We start from the raw sequence: 16,525 nt of genomic DNA, 5'->3' as shown, positions 1-16,525 counted from the left end.
GATGGTAAAATAAATGCGTATTAGGAATTCTATAAATAGTAAAAAGAATAGTATCCTATTGATCCTTTTTGTGAGGGGTGATATGCGTATGCTTTTTTTTAAGCGACATCTATTACTAATTATCATATGCTTACTACTCAATCCATTTACAAAGGCGCAAGACATACACTTTTCTCAATTCTATTTTAATCCTACCATGCTAAACCCTGCTAATATTGGCGTGTTTAAAGGAGATTATAGGTTTACGACCAATTATAAAAATCAATGGCAGGTAGTTGATGATAGTTATAAAACCATGTTTGCATCGGCAGAATTAGCTTTGCCTGCAAAGCGTGTGGGAGTTGGCATTAGTTTTTTTAATGACAAATCAGGAAGTGCAGCATTAAAAACGAATCGCGTAGCACTTGGAACATCTTATACAATGCGAGTTAGTAGCAATACGTCATTTTATTTTGGTGCGGAAGGAGCTTTTGGGCAAAAAAGTATTTCGTATAACGATAATTTAAAATGGGATAGCCAATACAACGGGAATTATTACGATCCATCCCTGTCATCGGGCGAATTGTTTGGCAATCAAAAGAAGAACTATTTGGATATTGGAGCTGGTGCGGCTTGGTCGTACATAAATAAGTTTGCCGATTTTAAATCAAATGCAGGTCTTGCTGTATACCATCTAAATAAGCCGGATATTAGTTTTTACGGAACCAAAGAAGGAAATAAATTACCAGCTAAAATAATTGCAAATTTAAATTTTCAAATTCGTATGGGCTCCGGTAAGAATTTGTTTGCATTGCCCAATCTCTTGCTTGTAAGGCAAGGCCCTTTTTCCGAGATTATTGCAGGAAGTATGGTTAAGTATATAATTGGAAAAGACAATGCCTCCGATTTGGTTTATACCGACCGAACAACTTCTTCTGCAGTTATGTTGGGAATACATTACAGATTAAGAGATGCGATAATTGTGAATGCTGCATTTGAGTTGCAAAAGTCTTTGTTACTAGGGTTTAGTTATGATGTCAATGTTTCTAAATTACGTGCTGCTACGGTCTTTCGTGGAGGCTTAGAAGTGTCATTGCTTTACAAAGGTGCATTTTCTAACTAGGTTTTGTTTTCCCTTTTATTGTTTTTATTTCTAAAACTTTACTACACTTATTGTAAATTTGAGTATGACCATACAAGAACTATACGAACGTGTTTTTTTAAAACACCCTATCATTTGTACTGATACAAGAAAAATAAAACAAGGAGGATTGTTTTTTGCACTAAAAGGTCCAAATTTTAATGCAAATACGTTTGCAAAACAAGCAATAGAGCAAGGTTCCGCATTTGCTATTGTGGATGAGCCCGATGTTGTTTTAAATGAAAAATATATTTTAGTAAACGATGTTTTAACGACATTACAAGATTTGGCTCGCTACCACAGAAGTGTGTTGCAAATCCCTGTTATTGCTATTGCCGGAAGTAATGGCAAAACGACAACAAAGGAGTTAATGAGTGCAGTTTTAAAAAAACAATACAATACCTATTCTACTCCCGGAAACTTGAACAATCATATTGGGGTTGCATTGTGTATCCTAGAAATTAAAGCCGACCATCAGCTGGCTGTAATAGAATTGGGTGCTAATCATGCCGGAGAAAACGCATTTCTATGCACCATTGCTCAGCCCAATTTTGGTATTGTTACCAATAACGGAAAAGATCATTTGGAAGGATTTGGTAGCATAGAAGGTGTAATAGCTTCGAATAATGAATTGTACGATTATTTAAAAACGAAAAATGGATTTGCTTTTGTGAATGAAGATGATAGTGTACTAAATACACTAAGTAAGCAGTTGAAGCGAATTACGTACGGAGTTTCCCAAGATTCCTCTGTACGGGGCAATGTTACAGGGAATCAACCATTTTTGCACGTTGATGTGTTTCTTAGATATGCGCATTCACTCCCGTCACAAGTTGGCATTAGAACAAATTTGATTGGTAAATATAATTTGCCGAATATATTAGCAGCAGTAGCTGTTGGACATTATTTTGAAGTTAGCAACGAGTTGATAAAAAGTGCCATAGAAGAATATGTCCCCAGCAACAATAGGTCTCAAGTAATTAAGACACCAAAAAATGTGTTATTCATGGATGCGTATAATGCCAATCCATCAAGTATGTCTGCTGCAATTGAAAGCTTTGTAGAGATTGAGTCTCCATCCAAAATTGTAATTGTAGGCGATATGCTTGAAATGGGTTCTTTTAGTGAAAGTGAACACGAAGAAATGGTTAGATTTATGCAATCAAAAAAACTACAAACCGTTTTTTTAGTTGGCAATGAGTTTGGAAAAACAGCGGCTCCGAGTACTTATAAAAAATTTGCTACCACCAAAGCATTGGCCGACTGGATTAAAGAGAATCCTATTTTAGATAGCACAATTCTATTAAAAGGTTCGCGGGGAATACGGCTAGAAGAGTTAAAGGAAGTTTTATAACTTTATCAAATTAAATTACCTACAAAAGATAAGATACAACACGGTAAAAAACATGAATATGAAGAAAATATTACTAGTTGCTTTTATTGTTATCGCAGCAGTTGCAACCTCTCAAACAATTAGTAGTGCTATTGTTCCGCAGTTTATTCAAGGAAAAAGCACTACCAATAATGAGCGAGTTCCATTTTATTTTTGGGCAGAAATCAGCGGATTAATTCCGGATACAACATACAGGTATTACACAACGATTGATACTTTGAATAGTTCTCCTTCTAGTAATGGGGCCGGTAATCCAATTTTAATTAATGCACTAGGTAATTCTTTTTTGCGTTCTACTTCGCTTTCTGTTGCAACTTTGGGCAATTACGATTCATTGAAAACAGATTCTGCTGGTGTATACAAAGGGTGGTTTGGTTTAGAGCCAACCGGGAATGATCGCTTTACACCCGGAAAATTTGTGTACCCACAAATAAATATAAATGATGGCATGGGTGGCAATTCTGTTGCTACACGAATTAAGGCATCTAGCTATTTAGTACGAGTAGTAAATTTTGGAAATGTAGCAAGTGATACATTGCAGTGTTCTTCTTTGATAGATAGCGTAACTGGAACACTGTTAAATACAAAAGATTTTGCTTTGTTATATGACAATACAGCTGGCTCGGGACGGCCGATATCAATTGCAGTAATTGAGAAGGATGGGATTGTGCAGAAAAATATTTCCTCTTACATACAGTATTACAGAGATGTTGATACGATTGATTATTACTGGGCTACAATTATTCCCAACAAGTTGCCAAATGGCATTCAGCGAGTTGAGTTTAGAACAAAATCTCTGGGGGCATCCGTTGCCGGTGCCACTATTATTGACAATGACGGTGTTTGGTGTTCAGGATTGAGTACGATTAACCCAAGACATGGCTCAACAAGTAAAAATTTGAAATCCTTATTTATCTTGAATGCCAATGCCTCTATACCTTCTTCTATACACGCAGCCCAAAATTTGAATTACTCTGCAACAGCTAATACTGTTGGTATAAATTTCTTATGGAATTTTGGAGATGCAACATCAAACCAATTAGGAGCAAGCACAAATCACACATACACTACTCCTGGCTCATATACTATAACACTAGTTGCTTCCAATAGTGCCTGTGCAGATACTTCTTACTTTGCGATTAATGTTGGTGCTAATTTATCTGTAACCGATTATTTTCAAAAGGATATAACTGTTTTCCCAAATCCAAGTAGTGGAGTTGTTTCAATAAAAACAAACTATTCAACAGAACTGAATATTGTAGTTTTAAATATATTAGGAGAAGCTATTGGAAGTTATTTAGTGAAACCAAACGTTATATTGTCTGTAACTATTGCTAATAAAGGGCTTTATACCTTGGTTGGATTGGATAGTAATGGAGGTGTATTGGGCGCTAAAAAATTGCTGATAGAGTAAATTTTTCTATTCGTATTTTTTTTCTTCAGTCAGTTTGCCCGTTTCATCATAAAATTTCCAAACACCGGTTGGTTTGTCGTCTTTAAAAAAGCCTTCGTATCGTTTAATTTCGTTTGGGTAATAAACAATGTTTGCTCCATCTCGAAGTCCGTTGGTGTAAAAACATTCACTCCATAGTTTTCCGTCTTCGTACCACGCAAACCATTGTCCTTGTCGCAACCCACCAGCGTATTCGCCCTTCATTTTTAATACCCCATTCGAATATTTTTCTTCGTGTACTCCGTTATATACTGGAGCTTTTTCTTTACTAGCAGCAACAGATGTGGTTGCTATACTTGCGGTATCGGTATTGTTGTTGTTTGTTTGTTTAGCCGATTCGGTAGTACATGCAGAAATGCACCATATAAGTAGGAGAGATAAATAATTAAAAAACTTCATAAGAATTATTTTTTTCTTTCGATCGTAAAATTCACCAAATTAATAAGCGATTGTTTGTACGTATTGTTTTCAAAGTGTTGCAAATGATTTAATGCTTTTTCTTTGTATTCATACATTTTCTGTTCAGCATACGTTATGCCACCTTTTTCTATTACAAAATTAAATAGTTCAGTTATTTTATTTTCGTCTGTATTGTAGTTTTTTATAATAGAAATCATTTTTCGTTTCTCTATGAAACTTGCTTGTTTTAGGGCGTAAATAATAGGTAGTGTAAGTTTTTTTTCTTGCACATCAATTCCAACAGGCTTTCCGATATCCTTTCCATCGCCATAATCAAACAAGTCGTCTTTTATTTGAAAAGCAATGCCTACGCATTCTCCAAATTTTTTCATGGTTTCAATCGTGTCGTCTGTCGCACCTACAGAGCATGCTCCGGCTGCACAGCAAGAGGCAATTAGGGAAGCTGTTTTTTGACGAATAATATCAAAATATACATCTTCGGCAATGTCTAGTTTTCGGGCTTTTTCAATTTGTAGTAATTCACCTTCGCTCATTTCTCTAACTGCAGTAGATACAATTTGCAATAGTTTAAACTCACCATTATCCACAGAAAGAAGTAGTCCTCGAGATAAAAGGTAGTCGCCAACTAATACAGCAATTTTGTTTTTCCACAATGCGTTGATAGAAAAAAAACCTCTGCGTTCGTATGAGTCGTCCACTACATCATCGTGCACTAATGTTGCGGTGTGCAGTAATTCTATGAGTGAAGCAGCTCTGTAGCTTGATTCTGAAATAGGACCTAGCATTTTAGCCGACAGAAAAACAAACATGGGGCGTATTTGTTTCCCTTTTCGTTTTATGATATAGTATGTTATCTTGTCTAATAGCGGAACCTGGCTTTTCATCGCCTCTTTAAACTTGCTTTCAAACAAGTCCATTTCTGCTGCAATAGGTTCTTTTATGGTATCTATATTTAGCACTAGCTTTTTTCTTTTAGTTTTCTACTTTCAAAGCCTTCTTTGTTTTTGTTGGCCAATTGTCCACATGCTGCATCAATATCTTTTCCTCGGCTTCTTCTTACATTTACAATAAGTCCATTTCTTTCTAAGTGCGCTACAAACGCCACCAATCGTTCGTTTGTTGTTTGAAAAAATTCGCCCCCATCAATTGGGTTGTACTCAATAATATTAATTTTTGCAGGAACTCGTCTCGCAAAATCAACCAATTCTTGCGCATCTTTTACGGTGTCGTTAAAGTCTTTAAATATAATGTATTCAAAGGTTACACGTGTTCCTGTTTTTTCGTAAAAATAGTTTAACGACTCTGCTAACGCATCTAATGTATTCGATTCATTAATCGGCATAATTTTGTTACGCTTCTCATCATTAGCGGCATGCAGAGATAGTGCCAAATTGAATTTAGCTCCATCATCGCCCAGTTTTTTTATCATCTTGGCAATACCCGCAGTAGATACAGTAATACGCTGTGGCGACATGCCAAGCCCGTCTGGAGAAGTAATCCTTTCTATTGACTCCCAAACATTTTTATAGTTAAGCAAAGGCTCGCCCATGCCCATGTATACAATATTGGAAAGTGGTATGTTGTATTTTTCTAACGATTGATTTCTTATTAAAACTACCTGATCGAAAATTTCTTCAGCGTCTAAATTTCGTAACCTTTCTAAACGACCTGTGGCACAAAACTTACACGTTAAACTACATCCAACTTGAGAGGATATACAAGCTGTCATTCGCTCCTTTGTGGGAATTAAAACGCCTTCTACAATATTATTGTCATAAAGTTTAAATGCATTTTTTATAGTGCGGTCTGAACTAACCTGAAACTCGTGAATTTTTACAATTGGAAACGAAAAATTATTTTCCAGTAAAGAGCGTGTGTCTTTCGAAAGGTTCGTCATGTCTGCAAAAGAGGTGGCTGCCTTTTTCCATAACCATTCATATACTTGCTTGGCTCGAAAGGCTTTATCGTTATGTGCAATAAAAAAATCTTTCAACTCCTCTAAAGTAAGCGAACGAATATTTTTTTTAGTTGATGTACTATCTGCCATAAGAACCGTAAAGTTACGAATAATAGGTTTATTCATAGCAGTAATTTAGTTGACTTAAATACTAAAGATGTTATTTACTTTGTACTTTTAGATATGCAATTTTTTCAAGCCGATTTACTTTACACAGTTTCCAATGGGGTTATCCCTAATGGTATTGTGGTTGTTGAGAACGATGGAACCGTGATAGAAGTGTTGCAGGAAGATAAATTTTTTGGTGATAAAACTAAAATTTCAAAATACAAGGGAGCTATCTGCCCCGGCTTTGTGAATACACATTGCCATTTAGAACTATCCTATTTAAAAGGCTTAATTAAGCCACAGACAGGACTAGATACCTTTATTCAGCAATTAACTGAGGTGCGAAATAATTTCACCACGGAACAAATTATGTTGGCCATTGAAAATGCTTCTGCTGAAATGCACGCAAATGGAATTGTTGCCGTTGGAGACATTTCGAATACAAATCATTCATTTGCTTGCAAAAGAAACGATAAGATACATTATCATACTTTTATTGAATTGTATGGCTTTCATCCAAATAGAGCAGAAGCAGCATTTTCCCATGGCATGCAGTTGTATGATTTTTACAAAAAGAACATTTCCGAACACGTTTCTATAACACCACATGCCCCATATTCGCTGTCTAGAAAGCTGATGGAGAAGATAAATCAAATAGATAACAAATTGCTTACTATACACAATCAAGAATCGGAGAATGAAAATTTATTTTTTAAAGAGAAGCAAGGTGCTGTTTTAGACAGATTACATGCATTTGGCATTGAGACTGACTTTTGGAAAGCTACCGGGAAAAGTTCTTTGCAATCGATACTTCCGCTGTTTAAAAAAGGCAGCAATCTATTGCTGGTACACAATACGTTCACATCAAAAGAAGATATTGCTTGGGCGCTGCACAATTGGGAAATGGAACAGTTGTTTTGGTGCTTTTGTCCCAAAGCAAATTTGTACATAGAGAATAAATTGCCTGATTTTACTTTGTTTTTGGAGGGGAATGCTCAAATTACAATTGGGACAGATAGTCTAGCTTCTAATAATGGACTATCGATTTTCGAAGAAATTAAAACAATACAAAATGCGATTCCCTCAGTTTCGCTGGAAATACTTATTAAGCAAGCAACCTACAATGGGGCAAAATATTTGGGAGTCGAAAAACAGTTCGGTAGCTTTGAGAAAGGCAAAAAGCCCGGTGTTGTTTTGATTGAAGGTGTTTCCGGACAACAATTAAATTTTTCGAGCAAATCACGGTTAATAAAATAAGTGTTAAATAATTAGTTTAAATTGTAAAAAGGGCTTTATTTGCTTAAATTCACGTATTAAAGTAAATGTATAATGTCAACAGTTAAATTTTCTACTCAAAACATGGTATTCTTTTCCGAGCTTCGAAAAAGAGTCGATTCTTATTTTAAACAAAATAATATTAAATCAACCGGGAATTTCAAGTTGTATGCTAAGACAGTAATTCTTTTAGCTGCATTTTTTGCATCTTATATTATCCTTGTGTTTTTTACTCCATCAATATTAATAAGCATAGCAATTTGTTCTTTTTTAGGATTATGCATGGCATTAATTGGTTTTAATATTATGCACGATGGTGCTCATGGCAGCTACTCAAAGTACAAATGGTTAAACGAAACAATGGCATACTCACTCAATATGATGGGGGGCGCAACCTATTTATGGAAGTTGAAACACAATGTAAATCACCATACCTTCACTAATGTGGAAGGGTTGGATGATGATATTGATATCCGTCCATTTATGCGCATTCATTTAGAACAGAAGAAATATTGGTTTCACAGATTCCAACATATTTATGGGCTCCTTTTGTACGGAGTTACCTATCTATTTTGGATTTTTTATCAAGATTTCAAAAAATATTTTTCAAGTAAAATAGCTATTGATACCAAGCTTCAAAAAATGTCTTTAAAGGAACATGTTATTTTTTGGGTAACAAAACTATTTTATATTGCTGCGTTTTTAGTATTGCCTATTTATTTTGTTGGATTTGTTCAAACGCTTGTTGGCTACGGTATTGCGGTTTTTGTTACAGGTTTAACAATTGCAGTTGTTTTTCAACTGGCACACGTTATCGAAGATGTAAGCTTCGTAAAGTCTGGAGAGCGAGTGGTGGATACAGAATGGGCTATTCATCAAATTAATACCACTGCTAACTTTGCCACAAAAAGTAAAATTGTTACTTGGATGTTGGGAGGCTTAAATTTTCAAGTAGAACACCATTTATTCCCTAAAATTAGTCATGTACATTATCCAAAGATAAACCAGATTCTTAAGGATACATGTAAAGAGTTTAATGTTGCATACAAAGAGTTTCCTACAGTTGTATCGGCTGTAAAATCACATTTACTATATTTAAAGCGAGTAGGTGTAGCCTAGTTTTCAATGAAGTTTTCAAATGCAATTTCCGATTTTAGAACACCGCTGCTTTCAAATAGGTGGTTGCAGTTATTTATAATTGCTTTTCTATCGGTTTGGGTTTCTTCATTTATTGGTACTTCAGACATTAGTAACTGGATTTTAGAAAACACGCTTGTTTTTCTGTTTCTATTCTTTTTAATTTTTACGTATAGAAAACATCAATTTAGCGATTTAAGTTGTTTACTTTTTTGTGTGTATTTAAGTTTGCATGTATATGGTTCAAAATATACCTATGCCGAAAATCCTTTTGGTTATTGGCTTCAGGGGGTGTTTCAGTCAGAAAGAAATCATTACGATAGAATAGTGCATTTTAGTTTTGGTTTTTTATTAGCCTATCCATTACGAGAGGCGTTTATGAACTGGCTTAAATTTCCTACATGGGTATCTTGGGCATTACCAATTGAGATTACCCTTTCCATTAGTGGATTGTACGAGCTCATAGAATGGGCTGTTGCAGATGTGTTCTTTAAAGCACAAGGAGATGCTTATTTAGGCACACAAGGTGATATTTGGGATGCACAAAAAGATATGTTTTTGGCCACATTAGGCGCCATACTCGCAACTACAATTATATCTATTGTAAAGAAAGTGTTCAAAATAAATAAGGCTAAACAAGCTTAGTTTTTCCCAACTAATTTTTCGAGTGTAGATTTTGTTGTTGGCTCCGATGGTCTTGATGCGTTAGAGTCAATAATATTTCCATCGGTATCTAACAATATAAAGCGCGGAACGCCTTCTATTACATAACTTTTGATGAATGGTTCTTCCTTATTGTCGGTAAATAATTGAATTCCTTTTAATTCTTTTTCTTTCACCATTTTCTCCCAATTATTTTTTTTATCGAACACACAAATACTTACAAAAGCAATATTTTTTGAATGGAAATCATCTTCCAACTTTTTCAAATGCGGAATTTCTCTTTTGCAGGGTCCACACCAAGTTGCCCAAACATCAATATATACGTATTTTCCTTTAAGGTTGTCAAGGCTAACCATCTTACCGTTTATGTCCACCAATTCAAATTTTGGAGACGGTAGGCCTCTGGTTATTTTTTTTAGTTTTTCGTACTTTATTGCAATGCGTTCCTTTTGCTCCTTATTCGTAGCTATTGATGTATAAAGATTGTAATATTGATTTAATTCTTTTGTGTAGCTAATGCCCATTTTAGCAGATTTAAAGGCTAATTCTTCTTTTATAATTTTATTTTCAACCGTTTTGTCAAGAAAATTTAAGTACGAAAGAAAATAGTCGGAAGAGTCTTTTGCGCCATTACTGTATTTTTCGTTATAGTATCTTTCTAAAAGTTCAATGAAGCCGGGCATACTCAATAATTTATCGTTATTCACATCAAAATCTGCATATGGATTTGGATAACTAGAAGAGGTTTTAAATGAGTCATTTTTAGTAACGTAGGCATGAATCATTCTATAATCTGCAAGTTTAAATGTTTTACTAATGAGTAGTTTGTTTAGTTCGAGCTCTCGAAAATCGGAGCAAAAATCTTTGTGCGCGTTAAATAAATTAACATATAATTTGTATACAGAGTCGGTAAGTTGTAGGAAGGGGGCCTCTGTTAGTTTTCCGTAGTATTCGTAATTGTTTACTTTTTCCAACTTAGCATCTAACAATAGTTTTTCGGCTAAATAATTATTTTCGGCAGCCCCTACACCTTTGTATTTTATACTCTCATCAAACTCTTTGGTGTCGAGTGTAATTTGTAGGTTAAATCCGGGTTTCAAATAAACATTGGTATATTCCTCGCCATAATTGAAAGTATAATACCCACTTGTGGCATAAAATGTGGTGTTGAACTCTCCCTTTTTGGAAACATTAAATATAGCTACCGTTTTTTTATTTGGGTCGGCAATAAAGCCTGAATCGGCTTTAGCATGCATAATTTTTCCTGACAAGATTATGTTACTTTGTTGTGCTTTCCCTAAAAAAGCTATAAATACGAGGGATAGTACCCCGAAAAAGTTTTTTATCATTATAAAAAATATTCTATGCCAATACCGATCTAGAGATTACAATTTTTTGCACCTCTGTTGTTCCTTCATAAATTTGTGTAATTTTTGCATCACGCATTAAACGTTCTACATGGTATTCTTTTACAAACCCATATCCACCATGCACTTGAACCGCTTCTACAGTTACTTCCATAGCAACTCTTGATGCAAAAACTTTTGCCATTGCACCTGCAGATACGTAATCTAAATGACGATCTTTTAACCAAGCAGCTTTTAAGCATAGTAATCGAGCTGCTTCAATTTCAGTGGCCATATCGGCTAGTTTAAACTGGATAGCTTGGTGTTGTGAAATTGTTTTTCCAAATGCTTTTCTTTCTTTTGAATAAGCCAATGCTAGTTCATATGCTCCGGATGCAATACCTAATGCTTGTGATGCAATTCCAATTCGCCCACCGGCTAAGGTTTTCATGGCAAACTTAAATCCAAAACCATCTTCTCCAATCCTATTTTCTTTTGGAACTTTTACATCGGTAAACATCAATGAATGCGTATCGGATCCTCTAATTCCTAGTTTGTTTTCCTTAGGACCAATTTGAAAGCCCGGCATTCCGCGCTCAACAATAAATGCATTAATTCCTTTGTGTCCTTTTTCCGGATAGGTTTGTGCAATTACTAAATATACAGAAGCGCTGCTTCCGTTTGTAATCCAGTTTTTTGTTCCGTTTAATAAATAATGGTCGCCTTTGTCAATAGCAGTAGTGCGCTGTGAGGTAGCATCGGAACCTGCTTCCGGCTCTGATAAACAGAATGCGCCTATAATTTCTCCGGTAGTTAAACGAGTTAAATATTTTTGTTTTTGTTCCTCTGTTCCAAACTGTTCTAATCCCCAACAAACAAGAGAGTTGTTTACAGACATCACTACCGATGCAGAGGCGTCAACTTTAGATATTTCTTCCATTGCCAACACATAGGAAATGGTATCCATTCCACCACCACCGTATTTGGGGTCAACCATCATTCCTAAAAAGCCAAGCTTGCCCAGTTCTTTTATTTCTTTCTCCGGAAATTTTTGATGCTCATCGCGCTCAATTACTCCGGGTTTTAATACATCGTTTGCAAAATTGCGCGCTGCTTTTTGTATTAGTAAATGCTCTTCTGATAGTTGAAAAAACATAAATAGTTTAGTTTAAGTTATTGATTAACAAACGTACAGGAATTTTAGCAAAATATAAACAGGTTTATAGAAATAAAGTTCAGTGAAATGGTTGGTATTAGTAAATAACCAACTTTTGAGTTGCAAGCGTTACACCTTTGTTTTTTAGTTGAACAAATGATAGGTTGTCCGAAATAGAGGTGATGTTGATTTGAATCGTGCTTTCGTTTTGGTTAATAGAATAACTTAGTAGCGTTGTTCCTAATGCATTTACAACAACTACTTCATCAGCACTATATTCTTGTGGAATAACTAGTTGAATGAACCCATTAGCTGGATTAGGAAACAAAAGAAAGGCTTGGTTTTGTCTCTCGATATCATTAATTGAAAGAGCAGATTGTGTAACGCTATGAATAAAGCAATCCGTTGGTCCGGAAGCTACTAGATTATTACTGCTTGATCCAGGGTCGAAATCAACAGTTCCTGCAAATGCTCCTGTGGTTAGTATGTTTCCCCATGAGTCTAATGTGATTGCGTTTCCTTTTTTTGTGATGGGCGCAGTTCCCCCAACATTATATGCTCCACCAAAAGATCCATTTGTATTTAATTTGCAAACAAAAATATCGTAATTGCCAATTGGAGTAAGTAAATATGTTGCGTTACTTGGGTCAAAATCTATAGCTCCTCCACCCCCAATTTTTCCTGTGAAGTATGCTCCTGTTGAATTTGCACAAATCCCATAAGGTTCATCGAAATAGGAAACAGATGTGCCTCCGATTTGATTTGCCCAATTAAAATTGCCTGATGAGTCTAACTGGCATATAAAAATATCTCTCGATCCATTAGAAGTAAGTGTAAAGTTTGAGCTGCTGGGGTCGAAATCAGCACTTCCTGAAAAGTAGCCGGCTATATAAACATGATTAAATGTGGGTGATAGGGCTAATGCAGTTGCGGCTTCTCCACTCAATCCTCCTAGTTTTTTAGCCCAAATTAAATTTCCGCTTGCGTCTAATTTAACAACAAAAGCATCTGTTTGTCCCCAAGAGGTAATTGAATAAGAGCTTGCAGGACTAGGGTCGAAATCGGTTGTAAAATCAAATTGTCCGACAAGATATATTGCACCTACATTATCAACTTGAATAGATTTTGCACGTGTAGAAAATGTGCCACCTATGTTTTTTGCCCAATTAAAATTGCCCGAAGTATCTAGCTTACATACAAAAGCATCATTTATGCCCGATGGTGTTAGCGTTGTAGTTCCAGTATTTGGGTCGAAATCTGCAGGGTCATTAAAATATCCTGTGAGGTACACATACCCCGAATCACTTAAGGTTATTGCTGTTGAAGCATCAGTGTCAGCACTACCGATAGTCTTTGCCCAAATTAAATTTCCTTGTGGATTTAGTTTACACACGTAAATATCTTCAAATCCTACAGATGCTAAGTTATATACTCCACTTCCAGGGTCAAAATCAACACTGTCTTTGAATGATCCTGTAAAATAGATATTACCTGTAGAGTCAAGTGCTATAGATGTTCCTTCATCATTGTTAATACCACCAAAGGTCTTTGCCCAAACAAAGCCTCCGTTAAAATTTAACTTTAACACAAATATATCTGTTCCTCCGTTTGAGGTTAGTATTGATGTATTGGCACTTGGGTCAAAATCTACAGTCCCTTCAAACGTTCCTATGGTATAGCTGTTATTAAATTTGTCGGAAACTATTCCATTACCTTGATCTGTACCGCCACCTCCAACCTTTCCAATAAAATAGAGGTTTTGTGCCGTAAAAAAGTTGGGCAATGTAGTTGCTCCGATAAAAAAAGCTAAAATGATACGTTTTGCCATTGCTAAAAAATTAGTAATCTAACTAAAGTAGTTAATTGTATAGATGTATTTTTAAAATTGAAAATTTAATATATATTGTTTTTTTTAATCAAGCAACTACAATTTCAAATATAAAGAAGTCGAGAAATAACATGAGTCTTACATCGAGGGTAACAATTATTGGAGTAATGTCGGGTACTTCACTAGATGGGTTGGATATTGCGCATTGTACATTTAGTAAGAAGAATGGAATTTGGAATTATAAAGTGAATGCTGCCAAAACTATTTCGTATTCTCCAAAGTGGAGGATTAAATTGTTAGATGCTCATAAATTAAACGGCATGCAACTTACTAAACTAAATGCCGATTTTGGTGTTTTTATTGGTCAACAACTAAATGCATTTTGTACAAAACACAAGCTTAAAGCAGATTATGTTGCATCGCATGGACATACTGTGTTTCATCAACCTCAAAATGGATTTACCTTGCAAATTGGTTCCGGGGCGCATATTGCAGCAGTTGCTAAAATGCCTGTGGTGTGCGATTTTCGTTTGTTAGATGTTGCAAATGGAGGACAAGGAGCTCCCTTAGTTCCCATTGGAGATGAATTACTTTTTCCGCAGTACGATTTTTGTCTGAATTTAGGTGGCTTTGCGAATGTATCGTATAAGCACAATAAGCAAAGAATCGCCTATGATATTTGCCCCGTAAATATAGTATTGAATGATTTTGCTGCCCGGCTTGGAAAGCCTTACGATAACAAAGGTGCAGAAGCAGCCAAGGGAAAGGTTCATCTTAAAATGTTGGAGCAATTAAATGAATTAAGCTTTTACAAAATGCAACACCACGCTAAATCCCTTGGTAGGGAGTGGGTAGAGCAAAAAATCATTCCCATTACAAAGAAGTATAAATTAACACCTCCAGATTTACTGGCTACATTTTGTGAACATATTGCTATGCAAATTGGAGCAAGTATTGCAAGTGCAAAAAGCACGAAAGTATTGCTGACAGGTGGCGGAGCATACAATTCTTTTTTAGTGAAACGTGTGAAGCACTATACTTCGGCTAGTATTGTTATTCCAACAGACACTACAATTCAGTTTAAAGAAGCATTGATATTTGCATTTTTAGGAGTGTTACGTGTAGGCGAAAACACAAACACATTAGCAAGTGTAACAGGCGCAAAATCAAATAGTGTAGGCGGGTGTATTTACCTTAGCTGATGTAGCTTAATTTAAGCATGTTTGTTCTTCCTCTGTCTTTCATTGGCATGCTGGCAATGTTGATTATTAAATCATCAACATTTACATACCCTTCGTCCTTCAAAAAGTTTTTTAAATCGGCAATTGTTTTGTCGGTGCTTTCGTACTTGTTGTAGTAAAAGCCTCGCACGCCCCATACCAAACTCAACGAAGTAAGTAGTGATTTGTTGTCGGTAAAAATAAAGATGTTTGCTTTGGGTCGGTGGCTAGATAATTTAAACGCTGTGTAGCCCGAGTTTGTCATAGAGATAATTGCTTTAACTCCGGCTTGTTTAGCCATTATACAAGCATTGTAGCAAATAGAATCAGAAATAAAAGTTTGTGTTTTTAATACAGGAGAATGTTCTCGGTAGTACACATTCTCTTCTCTTTCTACTTCGTGAATAATTTTTTGCATATACTCTATTACACGAGCAGGGTACTTACCAACAGAGGTTTCTCCGCTTAACATTACTGCATCTGCACCATCCATCACAGCGTTGGCCACATCGTTTACTTCAGCTCTTGTGGGGGAGTAATTTGTAATCATACTCTCCATCATTTGTGTGGCAATAATTACCGGTTTTGACGCCTGAATACATTTGTTTACCAGCATTTTTTGAATAACAGGCACTTGCTCCATGGGCAGCTCTACGCCTAAATCTCCGCGTGCTACCATTATGGCATCCGCCATATCTATAATGTTTTCTATTTCAAGAATGGCTTCGGGCTTTTCTATTTTGGCAATTACACGTGCAGTTTTCTTTTTTGATTTTATTAATTCTTTTAAGTCAACCACATCGGTAACGCTGCGCACAAATGATAAGCCAACCCATTCTACATCATTTTCCAATGCGTAGTTCAAATCCTCTATATCCTTAGGCGTTAAGCAGGGTAGCGATATTTTTGTGTTTGGAAGATTTACTCCTTTTTTAGAAGATAAAAGTCCGCCAATTACAACTTCTGCTTCTACTTCGTCTTTCCCATTTGTTTTTAGAACGGTCAATAAAATTTTTCCATCATCAATCAGCACTGTATTTCCTACCTCTACATCTTTAGGAAATTCAGGATAGGTTATATATAGCTTTTCTGCCGTGCCTATACATTCTTTGGTTGTAATTAAAAGTTTATTTCCGGCAATTAAATCAACACCATTGTTTTCTACGGTGCCTATTCTAAGTTTGGGCCCTTGTAAATCAACAAGAATACCTACATGCGAATTTAATTCTTTATTTAGTTCGCGTATGGTTGAAAAAATTTCGCCCACCACATCGTAAGAGCCATGAGAAAAATTGATACGACAAATATCAACTCCTGCATGGAACATATCTCTTAATACATCTTTGTTAGAGGATGCCGGGCCAATAGTGGCTACTATTTTTGTTTTACTCCAAAATGTTTGTGTTGACATAATTATTATTTAATACGAATATACAAGTTAACGTTTAA

Annotated in this window: 14 protein-coding genes; 7 read left to right on the top strand and 7 right to left on the bottom strand. The window is 35.7% G+C overall.

Annotated features, from left to right (window positions below; genetic code table 11):
* Positions 1-82: 82 nt before the first annotated feature.
* From J0M08_03200 to J0M08_03190, 3 genes are all read left to right on the top strand, one after another.
* A complete protein-coding gene (locus J0M08_03200) occupies positions 83-1,102 on the top strand; it encodes a PorP/SprF family type IX secretion system membrane protein (GenBank protein ID MBN8702043.1) in 1,020 nt (339 codons plus the stop codon).
* 64 nt (positions 1,103-1,166) lie between these two features.
* Positions 1,167-2,474, top strand: a complete 1,308-nt coding sequence (locus J0M08_03195) for a UDP-N-acetylmuramoyl-tripeptide--D-alanyl-D-alanine ligase (protein ID MBN8702042.1) — start codon at positions 1,167-1,169, stop codon at positions 2,472-2,474.
* Between the two features lie 58 nt (positions 2,475-2,532).
* Complete coding sequence (locus J0M08_03190; protein ID MBN8702041.1) at positions 2,533-3,927, top strand: PKD domain-containing protein; 1,395 nt, start codon at positions 2,533-2,535, stop codon at positions 3,925-3,927.
* Positions 3,928-3,933: 6 nt separating this feature from the next.
* On the opposite strand, the gene J0M08_03185 is transcribed toward J0M08_03190, so the two are convergent.
* Genes J0M08_03185 through rlmN form a run of 3 tightly spaced genes read right to left on the bottom strand, consistent with a single transcriptional unit; the run spans position 3,934 to position 6,433 of the window.
* Positions 3,934-4,365, bottom strand: a complete 432-nt coding sequence (locus J0M08_03185; protein ID MBN8702040.1) for a hypothetical protein — start codon at positions 4,363-4,365, stop codon at positions 3,934-3,936.
* Between the two features lie 5 nt (positions 4,366-4,370).
* A complete protein-coding gene (locus J0M08_03180) occupies positions 4,371-5,303 on the bottom strand; it encodes a polyprenyl synthetase family protein (protein MBN8702039.1) in 933 nt (310 codons plus the stop codon).
* Between the two features lie 41 nt (positions 5,304-5,344).
* Positions 5,345-6,433 (bottom strand): 23S rRNA (adenine(2503)-C(2))-methyltransferase RlmN, encoded by a 1,089-nt coding sequence (rlmN, locus tag J0M08_03175; protein ID MBN8702038.1) that lies wholly within the window; start codon positions 6,431-6,433, stop codon positions 5,345-5,347.
* Between the two features lie 93 nt (positions 6,434-6,526).
* Here rlmN and J0M08_03170 point away from each other — a divergent pair, with 93 nt between their 5' ends.
* The 3 genes from J0M08_03170 (at position 6,527) to J0M08_03160 (ending at position 9,508) form a co-directional block, all read left to right on the top strand.
* Entirely contained in the window at positions 6,527-7,708 is a 1,182-nt protein-coding gene (locus J0M08_03170) for an amidohydrolase family protein (protein ID MBN8702037.1), read from the top strand.
* A 72-nt stretch (positions 7,709-7,780) separates the two neighbouring features.
* Entirely contained in the window at positions 7,781-8,845 is a 1,065-nt protein-coding gene (locus J0M08_03165) for an acyl-CoA desaturase (GenBank protein MBN8702036.1), read from the top strand.
* 6 nt (positions 8,846-8,851) lie between these two features.
* On the top strand, positions 8,852-9,508 hold the full coding sequence (locus J0M08_03160) for a DUF2238 domain-containing protein (protein ID MBN8702035.1): 657 nt from the start codon (positions 8,852-8,854) through the stop codon (positions 9,506-9,508).
* Here the strand turns inward: J0M08_03160 and J0M08_03155 are convergent.
* The 3 genes from J0M08_03155 to J0M08_03145 all read right to left on the bottom strand — a co-directional run bounded on the left by J0M08_03155 (position 9,505) and on the right by J0M08_03145 (position 13,856).
* Positions 9,505-10,797, bottom strand: a complete 1,293-nt coding sequence (locus tag J0M08_03155; protein ID MBN8702034.1) for a TlpA family protein disulfide reductase — start codon at positions 10,795-10,797, stop codon at positions 9,505-9,507. The genes J0M08_03160 and J0M08_03155 overlap by 4 nt on opposite strands.
* Positions 10,798-10,888: 91 nt before the next feature.
* On the bottom strand, positions 10,889-12,028 hold the full coding sequence (locus tag J0M08_03150; protein MBN8702033.1) for an acyl-CoA dehydrogenase: 1,140 nt from the start codon (positions 12,026-12,028) through the stop codon (positions 10,889-10,891).
* Positions 12,029-12,125: 97 nt separating this feature from the next.
* Complete coding sequence (locus tag J0M08_03145; GenBank protein MBN8702032.1) at positions 12,126-13,856, bottom strand: T9SS type A sorting domain-containing protein; 1,731 nt, start codon at positions 13,854-13,856, stop codon at positions 12,126-12,128.
* Between the two features lie 131 nt (positions 13,857-13,987).
* Between J0M08_03145 and J0M08_03140 the strand changes: the two genes are divergently transcribed.
* Positions 13,988-15,058: an anhydro-N-acetylmuramic acid kinase gene (locus tag J0M08_03140; protein ID MBN8702031.1), complete on the top strand. Its 1,071-nt coding sequence runs from the start codon at positions 13,988-13,990 to the stop codon at positions 15,056-15,058.
* Here the strand turns inward: J0M08_03140 and pyk are convergent.
* The gene (gene pyk, locus J0M08_03135) at positions 15,051-16,487 is read right to left on the bottom strand and encodes a pyruvate kinase (protein MBN8702030.1); all 1,437 of its coding nucleotides are present in this window, start codon (positions 16,485-16,487) and stop codon (positions 15,051-15,053) included. The genes J0M08_03140 and pyk overlap by 8 nt on opposite strands.
* Positions 16,488-16,525 lie beyond the last annotated feature (38 nt).

The sequence above is a fragment of the Bacteroidota bacterium genome, assembly GCA_017303975.1.
In the GTDB taxonomy this organism is placed as follows: domain Bacteria; phylum Bacteroidota; class Bacteroidia; order JAFLBG01; family JAFLBG01; genus JAFLBG01.
Note: the sequence above shows the minus strand (reverse complement) of the source record. Positions and strands in the feature narration are given on the sequence as shown.